This window comes from Anaerocolumna sp. MB42-C2, assembly GCF_030913705.1.
GTDB lineage: Bacteria > Bacillota > Clostridia > Lachnospirales > Lachnospiraceae > Anaerocolumna.
This window is the reverse complement of the sequence record NZ_CP133190.1, coordinates 857,633-873,094: the sequence shown is the minus strand read 5'-3', so window position 1 is coordinate 873,094 and position 15,462 is coordinate 857,633. Positions and strand designations below refer to the sequence as shown.

At 36.7% G+C, this 15,462-nt stretch carries 14 protein-coding genes; 12 read left to right on the top strand and 2 right to left on the bottom strand.

Features of this window, described 5'->3' with window-relative positions; translation table 11 throughout:
• Positions 1 to 61: 61 nt before the first annotated feature.
• The 6 genes from RBU59_RS03940 (at position 62) to RBU59_RS03915 (ending at position 6,244) form a co-directional block, all read left to right on the top strand.
• Positions 62 to 820 (top strand): DeoR/GlpR family DNA-binding transcription regulator, encoded by a 759-nt coding sequence (locus tag RBU59_RS03940; protein WP_308146579.1) that lies wholly within the window; start codon positions 62 to 64, stop codon positions 818 to 820.
• A gap of 159 nt (positions 821 to 979) precedes the next feature.
• The gene (locus RBU59_RS03935) at positions 980 to 3,505 is read left to right on the top strand and encodes a glycyl radical protein (RefSeq protein WP_308146578.1); all 2,526 of its coding nucleotides are present in this window, start codon (positions 980 to 982) and stop codon (positions 3,503 to 3,505) included.
• Between the two features lie 32 nt (positions 3,506 to 3,537).
• Positions 3,538 to 4,329, top strand: coding sequence for a glycyl-radical enzyme activating protein (locus tag RBU59_RS03930; RefSeq protein ID WP_308146577.1), 792 nt, complete (start codon positions 3,538 to 3,540; stop codon positions 4,327 to 4,329).
• Between the two features lie 74 nt (positions 4,330 to 4,403).
• Positions 4,404 to 4,781: a BMC domain-containing protein gene (locus RBU59_RS03925; RefSeq protein WP_308146576.1), complete on the top strand. Its 378-nt coding sequence runs from the start codon at positions 4,404 to 4,406 to the stop codon at positions 4,779 to 4,781.
• Positions 4,778 to 5,221 carry a EutP/PduV family microcompartment system protein gene (locus RBU59_RS03920; protein WP_308146575.1) on the top strand — a complete coding sequence of 148 codons (444 nt, stop codon included), beginning with the start codon at positions 4,778 to 4,780 and terminating at the stop codon, positions 5,219 to 5,221. Before RBU59_RS03925 ends, RBU59_RS03920 begins: the two co-directional genes overlap by 4 nt.
• A 66-nt stretch (positions 5,222 to 5,287) precedes the next feature.
• A complete protein-coding gene (locus RBU59_RS03915; RefSeq protein WP_308146574.1) occupies positions 5,288 to 6,244 on the top strand; it encodes an AraC family transcriptional regulator in 957 nt (318 codons plus the stop codon).
• A 158-nt stretch (positions 6,245 to 6,402) separates the two neighbouring features.
• On the opposite strand, the gene RBU59_RS03910 is transcribed toward RBU59_RS03915, so the two are convergent.
• Positions 6,403 to 8,097: a S8 family peptidase gene (locus RBU59_RS03910; RefSeq protein WP_308146573.1), complete on the bottom strand. Its 1,695-nt coding sequence runs from the start codon at positions 8,095 to 8,097 to the stop codon at positions 6,403 to 6,405.
• Between the two features lie 193 nt (positions 8,098 to 8,290).
• Here RBU59_RS03910 and RBU59_RS03905 point away from each other — a divergent pair, with 193 nt between their 5' ends.
• On the top strand, positions 8,291 to 8,932 hold the full coding sequence (locus RBU59_RS03905) for an SGNH/GDSL hydrolase family protein (protein WP_308146572.1): 642 nt from the start codon (positions 8,291 to 8,293) through the stop codon (positions 8,930 to 8,932).
• Positions 8,933 to 9,329: 397 nt separating this feature from the next.
• Here the strand turns inward: RBU59_RS03905 and RBU59_RS03900 are convergent, their stop codons facing one another.
• A complete protein-coding gene (locus RBU59_RS03900; protein WP_308146571.1) occupies positions 9,330 to 10,421 on the bottom strand; it encodes an aldo/keto reductase in 1,092 nt (363 codons plus the stop codon).
• Positions 10,422 to 10,635: 214 nt separating this feature from the next.
• Here RBU59_RS03900 and RBU59_RS03895 point away from each other — a divergent pair, with 214 nt between their 5' ends.
• The 5 genes from RBU59_RS03895 (at position 10,636) to RBU59_RS03875 (ending at position 15,217) form a co-directional block, all read left to right on the top strand.
• On the top strand, positions 10,636 to 11,088 hold the full coding sequence (locus RBU59_RS03895; RefSeq protein ID WP_308146570.1) for a hypothetical protein: 453 nt from the start codon (positions 10,636 to 10,638) through the stop codon (positions 11,086 to 11,088).
• A 129-nt stretch (positions 11,089 to 11,217) separates the two neighbouring features.
• Positions 11,218 to 12,204 (top strand): sugar ABC transporter substrate-binding protein, encoded by a 987-nt coding sequence (locus RBU59_RS03890; protein WP_308146569.1) that lies wholly within the window; start codon positions 11,218 to 11,220, stop codon positions 12,202 to 12,204.
• A 30-nt stretch (positions 12,205 to 12,234) separates the two neighbouring features.
• Entirely contained in the window at positions 12,235 to 13,761 is a 1,527-nt protein-coding gene (locus RBU59_RS03885) for a sensor histidine kinase (RefSeq protein ID WP_308146568.1), read from the top strand.
• The gene (locus tag RBU59_RS03880) at positions 13,754 to 14,122 is read left to right on the top strand and encodes a response regulator (protein WP_308146567.1); all 369 of its coding nucleotides are present in this window, start codon (positions 13,754 to 13,756) and stop codon (positions 14,120 to 14,122) included. Before RBU59_RS03885 ends, RBU59_RS03880 begins: the two co-directional genes overlap by 8 nt.
• A 39-nt stretch (positions 14,123 to 14,161) precedes the next feature.
• On the top strand, positions 14,162 to 15,217 hold the full coding sequence (locus RBU59_RS03875) for a sugar ABC transporter substrate-binding protein (protein ID WP_308146566.1): 1,056 nt from the start codon (positions 14,162 to 14,164) through the stop codon (positions 15,215 to 15,217).
• Positions 15,218 to 15,462: the final 245 nt, after the last annotated feature.

The following is a 15,462-nucleotide window of genomic DNA, read 5'->3' as shown; positions in this document are numbered from 1 at the left end:
TTAGGACTGCTTGTGTTATTAAAATTAAATGGTATACCATGTATGAAAGTAGGAATGAAATATGCTTGCAATTGAAAGAAGAAATAAAATACTTGCTATGTTACAGAGGGACAGCCGGGTTGTTGTCAGCGATCTAAGTGCGAGTTTTAATGTAACGGAAGAAACGATCAGGCGGGATCTGGAAAAACTCGAAAAGGAAGGTTTTGCAAAAAAAACCTACGGCGGGGCTATTGTTAATGAAAGCCTGAATGTGGATTTACCTTATACGGTGAGAAAGAAAGCGAATGTAACAAATAAGGAGTATATTGCTGATATTATAAGTTCTATAATTGAAGATGGTGATCATATTATGATGGATGCAAGTTCTACGGCGGTATATGTGGCAAAACATTTAAAAAATAAAAAGAATATTACAATTATAACGAATTCTATTGAAATTTTATTGGAATTATCTGAAGTTGCCGGCTGGAAAGTTTTATCTACCGGTGGTACCTTAAGGGAAGGTTCATTATCCTTAGTGGGATACCAGGCAGAAAAAATGATTACAAACTATCATGTAGATAAGGCAATCATATCCTGTAAGGGTATCGATATGGAAAAAGGTATTACCGATTCCAACGAAATGGACGCACATATAAAGAAATTAATGTTGGAGTCTGCTAATAAAAAGATATTGGCAGCAGACAATTCTAAATTTAATAAAATATCCTTTACGAAGATTGGTGACTTAACAGATATTGATATCCTAATTACGGATACCGAGCTGGATGATAAGTGGAAACAGGTTTTTAATACCATTAAAGTAGAAACACATTATTAGAGTAAAAGCAGTGAAAGTTATAGGCACGTAGATGGGAGCAAGTGTAAAAAGAAAACCACTTTTTACACTGAAAAAACCTTAAAATGAGCATAGAGGGTGCTTATTTTAAGCTTCTTCCCTTATATAAGACGTGCTAAGGCACGTAGATGGGAGTACAGTATGAAGAAATATAATGATATGGAAATAGCAAAAAGTCCCAGAATACAGAAATTAGTGGATAATTTATATGCCAATATGCCGGAAATTGAAGCAGATCGTGCCTATTTACTTACGGAGAGTTATAAGCAGACGGAAGCAGAGCCTATTATCATTCGACGTGCTAAGGCTTTTAAACATATCCTTAAAAATATTCCTATTACTATAAGGGAGAATGAATTAATTGTCGGCAGTGCAACGAAAGCTCCCAGAGGATGTCAGGTGTTCCCTGAATTTTCTTATGCCTGGCTGGAAGAAGAATTTGACACCATAAGCACCCGTACTTCAGATCCTTTCTTTATTTCAGAAGATACTAAGAAAATTCTACATGAAGTATATAAATATTGGATGGGTAAAACGACCAGTGAGCTGGCAACCGCTTATATGGCTCCGGAAGCAAAACAAGCGATTGACCATAATATTTTTACACCCGGCAACTATTTTTATAACGGAGTAGGACATGTTACTGTTTCGTACGAAAAGATTCTTGCGGTTGGTTATGCGGGTATTATAAAAGAAGTGCAGGCTGCCATGGATAGCTTAAACGTATCCGATATGGACTATGTAAGGCGTCATACTTTCCTGGAAGCTGTTATGATAAGCTGTCAGGCTGCAGTTGATTATGGCCGCCGTTATGCTTTACTTGCTTTGGAAGAAGCAAAAAACTGTCAGGATACCAACCGCAAGGCCGAACTATTAACGATAGCAGAAAATTGTGCCAATGTTCCTGAAAGAGGGGCAGCTAACTTTTATGAAGCATGCCAGTCTTTCTGGTTTGTTCAGATGTTATTGCAGATAGAATCCAGCGGTCATTCCATTTCTCCGGGGCGTTTTGACCAGTATATGTATCCTTATTATGATGCAGATATCAAGGCAGGCAGAATTACATGTGAATATGCACAGGAACTAATGGATTGTATCTGGGTAAAATTAAATGATTTAAATAAAGCACGTGATGCTGCGTCCGCAGAGGGTTTTGCAGGATACAGCTTATTCCAGAACCTGATAGCAGGCGGACAGAATAAAGATGGTGTTGATGTGACAAATGATTTATCTTTTATGTGCATTGAGGCTTCTATGCATGTAGCACTGCCACAGCCATCTTTATCCGTCAGGGTATGGAACAAAACCCCTCACGAATTTATGATGAAAGCAGCGAAGTTAACCCGTACCGGAATCGGACTCCCTGCTTATTATAATGATGAGGTAATCATTCCTGCTTTAGTCAATCGAGGATTAACATTGGCAGATGCAAGAGAATATAACATTATCGGCTGTGTAGAGCCGCAAAAAGCCGGTAAAACAGACGGATGGCATGATGCCGCTTTCTTCAATATGTGCAGACCTTTGGAATTAGTCTTCAATAACGGTATGGATCAAGGCGTTCAGATCAGTATAGAGACCGGCGAAGTAGAGAACATGAATTCTTTTGAAGAATTTTTTACAGCCTACCAGAAACAGATGAATTATATGATCGGTCTTTTGGTCAATGCAGATAATGCAATTGATGTTGCCCATGCAGAGAGATGTCCGCTTCCGTTTTTATCCAGTATGATCGAAGATTGTATCGGACGGGGCAAAAGTGTTCAGGAAGGCGGTGCAATCTATAACTTTACAGGTCCTCAGGGATTTGGTATTGCTAATATGACTGATTCCTTATATACCATTAAGAAATTAGTATTTGAAGATAAGAAATTAACGCTTACCGAGTTTAAAAAAGCACTTGTAATGAATTATGGAAAAGGACTTGATAAATCGGTAGCTGAAAAAGTGACGATGGAAATCGTTCAGAAGTTAGTCGCAGACGGGAATAAGGTGACGGAGAAAGAAATTGCAGATATCTTTACCATTGCTTTAAATGGCGGTGTCTCAACAGAAGATAAACAAAAATATGATAACTTGCTGGATTTGATTGCAGAAGTTCCCAAGTACGGTAATGATGTATCAGAAGTTGATGAATTTGCCAGAGAAGTTGCGTATACCTACACCAAACCGCTGGAAACCTATAGAAATCCCCGGGGAGGCCAGTATCAGGCAGGTCTGTATCCTGTCTCAGCCAATGTACCTTTAGGTGCGCAAACCGGAGCAACTCCGGACGGAAGACTCGCTTATACCCCTGTTGCAGACGGTGTTTCACCATCCTCAGGAAAGGATATCCACGGGCCGACGGCAGCAGCCAATTCCGTAGCAAAGCTGGATCATTTCATTGCATCTAACGGAACGTTATTTAACCAGAAATTCCATCCGTCAGCATTAAGCGGTGTAAAAGGGCTTGAAAACTTTATTTCCCTGATTCGTGCTTATTTTGATCAAAAAGGGAGCCATATGCAGTTTAATGTTGTAAGCAGGGATACCTTAGTGGATGCACAGAAACATCCGGAAAATTATAAAAGTCTGGTAGTACGTGTTGCCGGATACAGTGCGCTGTTCACTTCCCTTTCCAGATCTTTACAGAATGATATTATTTCCAGAACGGAACAAGGCTTTTAGTTTATATTACAGCAAGACATGGGGAGGAGCAGATGGAAATGGATATAATGAAAGTGAAAGGACGGATATTTGATGTTCAGAGATTTTCCATACATGATGGGCCTGGAATACGAACTATTATTTTTTTAAAAGGCTGTGTGCTCCGATGCAAATGGTGTTGTAATCCGGAATCACAGGAATATGACATACAGACTATGATGGTACAGGGAAAACCTAAAATCATCGGCACGGATGTGACTGTGGAAGAAGTCATGGAAGAAATTAAAAAAGACCTTCCATACTATCGAAGAAGCGGCGGCGGAGTAACATTATCCGGTGGAGAGGCTCTCTGTCAGCCGGAATTTGCAACAGCATTACTTCAGGCCTGTAAAGAATATGGTATTAATACGGCTATGGAAAGTACAGGATATGCTGATTTTAATGTAATTGAAAAATATCTGCCTTATCTTGACATATATTTAATGGATATTAAACATATAAACTGCGCAAAACATGAGAAATTTACTTCAAAACCCAATGAGCAGATACTTAAGAATGCAAGGAAAATTGCGGAAACCGGAACAAATCTGATTATACGGGTACCGGTTATACCAAGCTTTAATCATACGAAAGAGGAGATTAAGGAAATCGCTGCTTTTGCCAAAACTCTTACTGGGGTAAAAGAACTGCATTTACTTCCCTATCACCGTTTAGGACAGGATAAATATGAGGGACTTGGCAGGGAATATACGCTTGCTTCATTAGAACCTCTAAGTAATGAGTATATGGAAGAATTGTTAGAAGCCGCAAAATTGTCTGGCTTGTTATGTCAGATCGGCGGTTAACCATATGTAATATAAGGCAGATAAGGATTACAGGCAGGATACAGAAAAACTAGCTGATGCTTTTGGAGGATACTTTGAATATTCAGGATATATTAACAAACGATAATAAAATGAGAATAATTCAGGAAATTGTACCGGGAAAGCAAATTACCATTGCCCATGTTATTGCTAACCCTGATACGATTCTATATAAAAAACTGGGACTAAATCCGGAGGTGGATTATTCAAAAGCTGCTATTGGCATAGTAACAATGACACCCAGTGAAACGGCAATTATTGCCAGTGATATTGCTATGAAGACTTCAGGTGTGGAATTAGGGTTTGTAGATCGTTTTAGCGGAACCTTAATTGTTACCGGTACTGTCTCTGAAGTAGAGACTTCCCTGAATGCTGTAGTTGATTATGCAAGAGAAAAGTTATATTTTACCGTTTGTGAAATTACGAGAACATGAAAAAAATTATTTTTATGGGCAGAAGTGAATGCGGTAAAACTACCTTGACCCAGGCTTTAAGGGGAGAACAGATAAAATACCAGAAAACACAATACATGAATCATTATGACTTAATTATTGATACGCCTGGAGAATATGCAGAAAATAAAGTATTAGCCGGTGCTCTGGCCCTGTATGCTTATGAGGCGGATGTAGTGGGACTTCTTTTAAGTGCAACGGAACAGTATTCTCTGTACAGCCCTAATATCACCAGTTTAGTAAACCGGGAAGTAATTGGTATAGTGACCCAGATTGATCAGCCGGATGCTAAACCGACACGGGCAGGGGAGTGGCTTAGACTTACCGGATGTAAAAAGATATTTTTTGTCAGTGCCTGTACCGGGGAAGGAATTGATAAACTTTTAAATTATTTAAATGAATTGGAACAGGCTGAACAGTAATATCAACATGTTCAGCCTTTTGTATAATTATAAACGGATTGATTTACTTATGGGGATGGTGATTCCATGAATATTGATTTATTACACATTTTAGAGAAAATTACAAAGGAAGAAGAATTGATTTTATCCGGCAGAAATTCCGTGGTTAAAAATCTGTATACTTCGAAAAAAGATTTTATTATTGACAGTAAAAAAATGCTTGAAAAAGGAAAATTGATTGATGTAAGAACGCACACCCGGTTTACCCATTTTCCGAAGCATAAGCATAATTTTGTTGAAATTATATACATGTGTAAGGGTAGCACTACCCATATTATTAACGATATCAATCAGGTAATTCTTGAAGAGGGAGATTTATTATTTTTAAACCAGAATGCCTTTCAGGAAATCTTACCTGCCGGAGAAAAAGATATAGCTATTAATTTTATAGTGCTGCCGGAATTTTTTGATGTAGCATTCAGTATGCTTAACGGAGAAAATATGCTGAAAGACTTTATTGTTGATTCTTTACGGCAGGATACCGGAACGTCCAGTTATCTTCATTTTAAAGTTGCCAATATCTTACCCATACAGAATCTGATAGAGAACATGATTTGGTCTTTGCTAAATAAGCAGCCGAATAATCATAAAATCAATCAGACAACCATGGGGCTGTTATTTTTACAGCTTCTTAATTATACGGATAAAATTGAACAGCCGGGTAATGATCCTTATGATAATTATTTGACTCTGTCAGTACTTCGCTATATTGAGGAAAATTACAGGGAGGCAAGACTAACAAAACTTGCAGAGGATTTAAACCAGTCGGTTTACAGTTTAAGTAAGTTAATAAAACGGAATACCGGACATACTTATAAAGAGCTGCTCCAAATGAAACGTTTTAATAAAGCTGTGGAATTACTGACCAATACAAAATTGTCCATATCGGATATTATTGCAGTGGTAGGTTATGATAATACAAGTTATTTCCACCGGGTTTTTAAGAAAAAATATCAAATGACCCCAAAACAATTCAGGATGTAATAAGGCAGCATTCCGGGCTATATATTTATACCTTTTGCGGTATGCCTTTGTAACAAGGGTGATACCGAAGCAAAAAAGATTAAAAATTATAAAAGGTGTCCGTTCTTTGATATTAGTTTCCTTCTACCCTCCAGAGTAAAAGCGTTTTTCATTCTCTTTTATTCTCCGCTTAAACTTTCAAAAGTACCGTAAATATTAACCGTACCATAACCCCATTCCCGATTGGGATAGGTAAGGGCAGGATTCCTATTTACACCACGAATTAAATATTTTTTAATCTGATAAGTGTCCATGGAGCGGTCATTGCCTCTTACAATTCCCCATTCAAGCAGCATAGCTGAAACTCCGGTCACATATGCTGCAGCAAGACTGGTCCCTGAGGCTAAACCATATTGGTTGTCTGGTAAAGGAGAATAGATATTCACGCCAGGCGCGGCTAAATCAGGATTAATTTGATTGTAACGAGTATAACCTCTGCTGGCTTCTATAAAAAGACTTTGATTGGCAGGATTATAAGCTGTCGAAGTAATAGCAGACAAATTATTTCCAGGATCTGTTATTGTTGTAAACTGGTTCGGTGAGATGAAAAAAGTTCCATCAGAGATAAAACCTCTGACCGGGAGCCAAATATGAAATCCGGAAGTAATTTTAGAGCCATAGACTTTTATTTTCCATATGCCCGGAGCAGGTTTTCTAAAACGAATCAGAATAAGTTCATCTCCTGTTTGGGATTCTACCACCACATAATCGATTATAATATTAGTGCTTTCGAAAATAAATCTAATATTTCTAAATTCTCCTATTCGTGCAGGAATACGGGGAATATATTCTCCGGAGGGAGAAACTATGTCAATGGAATAAGTCCCCGGGGTATTACCCCATAATTCCATGGAAAAGTTATTTTCGTTATTTCCCACCTTTAATTCTACCAGGGTACTTCCGACTGCACTGTCAATCTCACCAAAAAAATGATGTTTGGAATTACCCTCATTACCAACTGCAACGATTATAGCAATCCCCACCTTATTTGAGTAAGTTGAGATCAGGTCATTTAGAGGCCCTAATCCTTCATGACTGCCCTGGCTGGTTCCTAATCCGATGCATATGGCAATGGGACGGTTTAATTTTCGTGCCGTATTAACAAGATATGCCAAACCAAACATAATATCATTCTCCTGATAGCAGATTACGTTATCAGGTATTCCAAAATAATCTTTTATATTTGGTTTTGCAGGTTTTAATTTAACTATTACATAGTCTGAATAAGGAACAACTCCGGAAAAGTCCGGTGTCGCATTTGAGGCGCCTCCTGCAAGTCCTGCAAGTGTTGTTCCATGGCCGTATTCGTCAATACTTGGCACAATACTAAGAGGTGATTCACTCTGAATGGCAGTATTAATCTGATCTCTGGTATATTCTGTTCCATAATAAAAGATATCAGCAGAAGCCTGCATATTTTTGATTGTCTGATCCCAAATAGAAACAATTCGGGTAGTACGGTCAGTATACTGAAATAATGGGTTGAGATAATCTATTCCGGTATCAATAAACCCTAACAAAACACCATTTCCTTTCAGCGCTAACGGGGACTTTTGCACTTTTGCCACTCCCATTTCCTCAAGGCTTAATATATCCAGCGGTGCATAAAGTTTTGGTATGACGGAATAAGCAACGGATCCTGTTAATCTGTCAGGTATTCTGGAAAGAGGAACATATATCGCTGCATATTTATCACTAATAAAATTAATTGTCTCACCTGCAAATCTTGCAAATTCTTCCGGACTGATGGCAAATTCAACAATGCCGTCTCCATAATCTTCGCTTATTATTTTTCTTCTTTCTTCCTCATTCATCCTCAAACAACTTTCAGATTAATTATGTTTATTTATTATATGATTATAAATAAAAATTTATCTTTATTTATAAATCTACAACGTTGTTTTTTATGGTAAAATCTGTTATAATGCAATAAGAAATTCGAGGTTCTTCAAAATAATTCGGATGGTTACAGTTATAAAAGAATACAAAAGCAGGTAGGAGATAGTCATGAAAGAGATATTTAAAAAAGGACAAATAGTTTTATTTCAAGGAGATAGTATAACCGATTGTGGAAGAAACAGAGAAGATAATACATCACTGTCGGAAGGATATCCCGGTGTTATTGCTAAAATGTATAACCTATTATTTCCGGAAAATGGAGTTACTTTTATTAATAAAGGTATTTCCGGTAACAGGGTAAAAGATTTGGTGGAGCGTTATAACGAAGATTTTAAGAGTATAAACCCTGATTTTATTTCTATTCTGATAGGAATTAATGATACCTGGAGAAGATATGACAGTAACGATCCCACCAGTGCAGAAGAGTATGAGAGAAATTACAGATTTCTTTTAAACAAGATAAAGTCAGATATGCCTGAGTGCAGGATTATGATCATGGAGCCATTTGTTTTATATTCCCTGCCTGACCGTGAACAATGGAGGGAAGACCTTAATCCTAAGATACAGGTAGCCAGAAAGCTTGCCAAAGAATATGCAGATTATTACTTACCGTTAGATGGAATCTTTGCAAAAGCGGAAGTGGAGGAGTACACCTGTAAACAAATAACTGAGGATGGAGTTCATCCAAGTGCAATCGGCCACAGTATTATTGCAAGGGAATATCTTAAGGCATTGGCCAAGGGCAACTAGCTAATCGGAATAAATTACATAATCTATAATATGATTCGTGCGTCAAAAGCCATACAAATAATTCACAATCGTCGATTTGCATGTCTATAACTCAACCTTAGCGTGAGCGGAATATAGTTCGATGAGTAACTGTATGAAGTCGTTGGTACTTAGGTCCTGCATTTTAGAGACTTATGTACCACTACGTACTTCATCCAAGCGAGAGCGTGTTACGAATGAACTATATTCTGCGTCACGCAATCAAAATATAAATTGTGCAAATTAACGATACCGTAATATAAAATTGGCCTTTAACACTTGAATCATAATATAAAGAATAATACCTCCCAATATTCTGTGGTCATTTTCATTTAATATTGGGGGTATTATTTTATCAATTATTAAATTCTTTTCTAAATTAACCTGCTATTTCAGACAGCCTTTCCATAATAGGCAGATGTTGTGTACATAAGTTTTCGCATTTACCGCATTTAATACATTCTGCAGCCATTTCAGCCGGTATTTGCCAATGATATTTTAAACGGTCATGGAGATTATTACCTAATAATTTTTCATTGTATGCATCCATGAATTTCGGAATATCAATCTCTTTTGGACAATGCTTGCAATAAGCACATCCGGTACACAGATTATTAAGGGCAACGCCTTTGTTTTCATATTCCTCATAAATATCTCTTGCCGGTCTCTCAACCAGATTCTCCACTGCCTTACAGGCATCGTCAATATGGGACTTTGTTGTACATCCGGCTAAAGTAATAGTTATTTCCTTGTGGGAAGCTACAAAATTCAGAGCTGCCTGAGGAACGGTTAAGTCAGTGCCTTCTGCCAGATAACTGAAAGTCTTCGGATTATTGGGAATCAGTCCTCCCCCTAGAGGATTCATAACAACAACGCCCATGCCCTTTTGATAAGCGGCTTCAATACCTGTCTGACGGAAACGGTAGTTAAGTGCGTTATATCCGATTAACATACCCTTAAAAAGGTCGGATGCTACTGCTTCTTCCAGGTCATTACCCTGCATATGGGAAGAAAATACGATATTACGGATTAAACCGTCTGCTTTTGCTTTTTCAAAAAAGCTATATAAGGAATCACACTGCTTTTTAAAGGAATCCAGATTTAAAATACACCATAAATGGTAAAAGTCCAGGTAATCTACTTTAAGCCTTGATAAAGTAGTTTCCAGTCTTCTGCGATAGTCATCCGCAGTACCTTGTCCTCCAACCGTTCCCATATTTGTTTTGGATGAAACATAATAACTGTCTCTGGGCAGCTGGGACAGCGCCATACCGGTTATTATTTCACTTTTATCATCACAATAAAAGGGTGCAGTATCGAAATAATTGATACCTTTTTCAGCGGCATATAAAGCGACTTCTGCGCATTTATTAAAATCCCCAGCTTTTACGTCCGTTTCATCATAACGCATACACCCCATACCAATTGCTGAAACCTGGTATTCTGTATTGCCATATTGTTTATAATACATATTAGACCTCCGAAGTTTGTAGATGGTACTTACTTTTATTGCATCAATATCTAAGTAAGATATTATTGGTGTAGTATAACATATTTATTAAGTTTAGTACAACTGAAATTTCCATATATCTAATGTACTGCCTTGCCATTGTATTCATATTTATGCTAAAATAGGTATATCGAACTAACGAAATTAGTTAATTTAACATAAATGGAGGAAGAAAATGAACAAACAAGTTAAAAGCCTAAGTAAAAAGAACCATAAAAGTACAAATACATTTAAGTCTAATACAGAATCTGATAAAAATAAGAAGGTTATTATTACAGACTGGTATTATATGACTCCTTTCGAGGTTAATGCAAAGATGATTGCGGACAGGCTTAGGATACAAGGTTTTAGAGAGATAGAATTATGGGAGGCAATGAATATTCTGCAGATTGAATTAGCTGATAAGAGAACAGTTGATTTTGAACCGTTAGGGTATTCCTTTAAAGAACCGTCGGATGTGTATTTTATCAAAAATCGTAATATTAAAACAATTTTTGCAGTTACACTAGAGAAGGGAACTGTTGATCTGTTTAAACCGGTTTTGAAGATTCTGTTGGAAGAATGGAATGGTTTTCTTTGTGCTGACAGTGCTGATTTTAAGCCCATTTATGAAAAAATTGACATATAAATTCAATTCCTTTTGGAATCCAAAAAGTATTTGCTTATTTTTATTTCATGCAATACAATGAAAAATGAATAGATAAAATTTGTAAATAGACAAGGTGAGGAAAGGGAACGGAGGGTATAGGTAGAAGTAATGATAAGATGGATTTTTGGTATGTTATTTGGAATGCTTCTTTTGATTTTGGTAATGTTTGGCCAGCTTTTATATAATACGAATGAGGATAAGGGAAATCAGGAATCCGTGGAAAAGCCGGAATATCATCTGCAAATCATAGTACAGAATACAGATGAGTACTTTTGGAGTTTTTTTAAAGAGGGAGCCAAAGCAGCAGAACGGGAATATGGTGTTTATGTGGAATTTGTTCCCGTGTCCAGAAAAGATGCCGGTGTAATTAAGGAAGCAGTTGAAAAAGGAATCAATGCCGGAGTGGATGGCATTGCATTTCAGCCTGCAGATACCAAACAGACACAGGATATTCTTGCGGAAGCAAAAAAACAGGGAATTGGACTCCTTACCTATGAAAATGACAGTTTTAACATCCCTAATACACCAATGGTAGGATCCAGCAGTTATAACATAGGTACTATGGCCGGAAATATGGCAGTGAATGCTACGAACGGAAAAAGTAATGTAGTGGTTGTTATGAACGAAGCCGGTGAACAGGGGGATGTTCTGTATCGTAATTTATTAATTCAGGGCATTATGGAGTCGTTTTCAAAATATGGTACAATTAATATAAGAGATATTTTTACTTTGAATAAGGATATGTTTGAAGCGGAGAGAGTAACATCCTCCATTATTTCGGATGTTAAAAATGTAGATTTAATTATTTGCTTAGATGAAAGAAGTACACCGGCAGTAGCCCAGGTATTGGTGGATAACAATATGGTTGGGGATGTTAAAATAATAGGTTACGGATTTATGCCACAGACACTGGATTATATAAAACGAGGTGTTATTTATGGAACGGTTTGTCCCAATTCTTATGAAATCGGATATTATACGGTGAAACAATTGACCCAAAGCCTTAAAGGGGAACAAATCAGCGATTATACACCTACGGAAGTTTATTCCATAGATGCAAAAAACGTTAATCAATATAACAATGTATTAAAATAACCGCGGTGTCATATAAGGGGAATTAAGAAGATGAAGGAAAAACAGGGACTAACGTATCGAACAAAGTTAATTGGTTTCTTTTTACTGGCTACAGTTATAACAACTTTGGTCGGATTATACAATTATACCTCTTCACGGGTTTTGATGAAGAATATGACGGATATGTTAAATAAAAGCCAGGAATTGACTACGGTTTATAACGAATTAAACCAGATTCAGAATAATCTGGAGGTTTATCTGTCAACCAGAAGTTCGGACAGTCTGCAGTCTTTTTATGACCACAGCAATTCTATAACATACAATAATAGTATTTTAAAATCCGATGAAGGTTTTTCTGACAGAGGAATTAAGATTAAAAATCTTACCGGTATGGTAGACCATTATCTGAAAATATTGGACGAGACGGTAGTGGATAAAAGAAATAAAAAAATCAACGAATATACCTCTGGTTATCAGGAAGCAGTAAAAGAATATAATTATATCGGTAATTATATACAGGAAATCATGAGTACAGACTTAAGCGACAGTGCCCAGAAATATATAGAACTTAAGAAAGAAGCCGATCAGACAGCAATGATTAACTATTTTCTTTTTGGTATTACTATAATATTAATCTCAGTTATTTTAGTATTATTCAGTATCGAAATAACCAAGCCAATTTCCAAACTGGTTTCTTATGCAAAAGAGGTTTCTGACGGTAATTTTGATGTGGAAATCACCGACGAAAAGACAAGCAGTGAAATCAGTATTCTATACCAGACCTTTCATAGAATGACGATAAGTATTAAGGAATATGTTAACGAGTTAAAAGAAAAGCAGAGATTAGAACGTACGTTAATTGAAGAAAAATTAGACAACCTGAAGATGAAAAATGCACTTCATGAAGCGGAATTACTGGCTTTGCAGTCCCAGGTTAATCCGCATTTTATCTTTAACTCGATTAATATCGGGGCAAAAGTTGCCATGCTTCAGGGAGATGATATTACCTGTGAGTATCTGGAAAATTTTGCAGATATCTTCCGTTATAATCTTAAGGGGTTGGATTATAATGCGACCTTACAGGAAGAGATCAATAATGTTGCAGCATATATGAATTTATTAATAACCCGATTTGGGGATATTATTGATTTTAGACTATCAGAGCCAGAAGATGACAGTATAAAAAACTTTATAATGCCTAGAATGACGCTGCAGCCTTTAGTAGAAAATGCATATATCCATGGTGTCAGCAAGTTTGAAGATGGAGGCATTATTGAGCTTAAAACAGCAAAAGATGGAAATCGGATAAACATCACCATTTCCAATACCGGAGATGAATTTCCAAAGGAAACCATAGAAATGATTTTAAACCGTAAATTTAAAGCACAGAAAGATCCATCCAAAAAGGGACATACAACAGGTATCGGACTAGACAATGTATTAAACCGTCTCAGGTTATTTTATGAAGAAAATGACGTTATGAATATAACCTGTGTGGATGGAAAAACCAACGTAATATTATCCTTGCCGCTTAACTTTAAAAAAGAAGCAGAATATAGGACGACAGAAAATGTATAAAGTATTAGTTGTAGATGATGAACCGATAGCGGTTGAATCCGTAGTATATATGATAAATAAAAATTTTGATTCTATTGATATCATAGGAACTTCCCGTTCCGGAAAAGATGCAATAGAAAAGGCATATAAGTTTCATCCTGATATTGTCTTTATGGATATTAATATGCCAGGTATGAATGGACTGGACGTAATGAAAGAGATAAGACTGCATATTCCGAATGTAAGTTTTATTGTTATCTCAGCTTACGATTTTTATGCTGAATCAGAGGCAATGGGGATAGAAGAATATATATTAAAGCCTGTGAAGGAAACGAAATTTATTGAAACTTTAAATAAAGCATTAAAAAAGATCATATTATGATAAATGTGCTGAAAATTTTAAGTTTTTGAGGAGGGTTTTATGGGAAAGAAAAAGCAAATACTACAACTCGCAGTATTGTTGTTTCTTGTTTTTAGTACGGCAGTTATGTTTGGGTGCAGCAGAAAAGATGAACTTCCGAAAGGTCCTGAAAAAGAGAAAAAGATTGTTGTTGGTTTATCACTGGGAACTTTAATGGAGGACAGATGGATCAGAGACAGGGACATATTTATGTCAAAAGCCCAGCAGGAGGGAATCGAAGTCATAGTTAATAATGCAAATAAGGATTCTGATCTTCAGTACAAACAGGTGCAGGAGATGATTAAGCAGGGCATTGATGTACTTGTAATTGCACCCAATGACAGTAACAAAGATGCGAGATGTGTTAAGGCAGCCAAAGATAAAAATATTCCGGTAATATCCTATGACCGTTTGGTTCATGATAGTAATGTGGATGTATATATTTCTTTTGACAATAATCAGGTGGGTAAAATAATGGCTACCTACCTTACGGACCATGTTCCGGAGGGTGGTTATATCATTATCGGCGGTTCTGAAAATGACAGTAACAGTAAAATGTTATACGAAGGAGCAATGAGTGTATTAAAGCCATTTATTGATAATAATAAGATACAGATACTGGCCCAGACCTGGGTGGATGGCTGGATACGAGAAACCGCCTATAATTTTTTATTTGATGAATTAAAAACACATAAAGATGAAGTGAAGGCCATTATTTGTGGAAATGATTCCTTAGCCTGGGGTGCAATCGATGCACTGTCAGAAGCACAAATAGCAGAAAAGGTTCAGGTGGTTGGACAGGATGCGGATTTAGTTGCCTGCCAGAGAATTGTTACGGGAAAACAGGCGTTAACCGTATATAAACCAATAAAAGATCTAGTGGAAAAAACAGTGGATCTATGTGTACAGCTTGTAAATGGAGAGAAAATAGTAAGTGATGGTACCATCAATGACGGAACGTATGATGTACCATACATATTTATTGGAGTACAGGCTGTAACAAAGGATAATATTGACGAAACGGTTATAAAAGATGGCTTTCATCTGTATGAGGACGTATATCAGGTTAAAAATTAGTTACAGTCCAGCCTTCCAGCTTAAGTTATAACTAATTTCTGTGACTTTCGATTTAAACTCACAAAAAACGGACAATTGCAGCGTAGGAACGCTGCCTTTGTTTTTTGCGAACATAGCGAAATGTGTTATTGTTCGCGGAACTGCTGCTTTTTGCAGGGAAATGGACAGTAACATAAATAAAAAAGAATAAAAAGAAATAAAAGGAAAATATTGCTATTTTCCGGTGAATAAGGTATGATTAAGAT

What these genes read in the sequence shown, in the direction of transcription:
- RBU59_RS03895 (WP_308146570.1), top strand. Translation starts at nt 10,636, where the DNA reads ATGAACAAACAAGTTAAAAGCCTAAGTAAAAAGAACCATAAAAGTACA.
- RBU59_RS03930 (WP_308146577.1), top strand. Translation starts at nt 3,538, where the DNA reads ATGGAAATGGATATAATGAAAGTGAAAGGACGGATATTTGATGTTCAG.
- RBU59_RS03910 (WP_308146573.1), bottom strand. Translation starts at nt 8,097, where the DNA reads ATGAATGAGGAAGAAAGAAGAAAAATAATAAGCGAAGATTATGGAGAC.
- RBU59_RS03940 (WP_308146579.1), top strand. Translation starts at nt 62, where the DNA reads ATGCTTGCAATTGAAAGAAGAAATAAAATACTTGCTATGTTACAGAGG.
- RBU59_RS03900 (WP_308146571.1), bottom strand. Translation starts at nt 10,421, where the DNA reads ATGTATTATAAACAATATGGCAATACAGAATACCAGGTTTCAGCAATT.
- RBU59_RS03920 (WP_308146575.1), top strand. Translation starts at nt 4,778, where the DNA reads ATGAAAAAAATTATTTTTATGGGCAGAAGTGAATGCGGTAAAACTACC.
- RBU59_RS03935 (WP_308146578.1), top strand. Translation starts at nt 980, where the DNA reads ATGAAGAAATATAATGATATGGAAATAGCAAAAAGTCCCAGAATACAG.
- RBU59_RS03880 (WP_308146567.1), top strand. Translation starts at nt 13,754, where the DNA reads ATGTATAAAGTATTAGTTGTAGATGATGAACCGATAGCGGTTGAATCC.
- RBU59_RS03885 (WP_308146568.1), top strand. Translation starts at nt 12,235, where the DNA reads ATGAAGGAAAAACAGGGACTAACGTATCGAACAAAGTTAATTGGTTTC.
- RBU59_RS03890 (WP_308146569.1), top strand. Translation starts at nt 11,218, where the DNA reads ATGATAAGATGGATTTTTGGTATGTTATTTGGAATGCTTCTTTTGATT.
- RBU59_RS03905 (WP_308146572.1), top strand. Translation starts at nt 8,291, where the DNA reads ATGAAAGAGATATTTAAAAAAGGACAAATAGTTTTATTTCAAGGAGAT.
- RBU59_RS03875 (WP_308146566.1), top strand. Translation starts at nt 14,162, where the DNA reads ATGGGAAAGAAAAAGCAAATACTACAACTCGCAGTATTGTTGTTTCTT.
- RBU59_RS03915 (WP_308146574.1), top strand. Translation starts at nt 5,288, where the DNA reads ATGAATATTGATTTATTACACATTTTAGAGAAAATTACAAAGGAAGAA.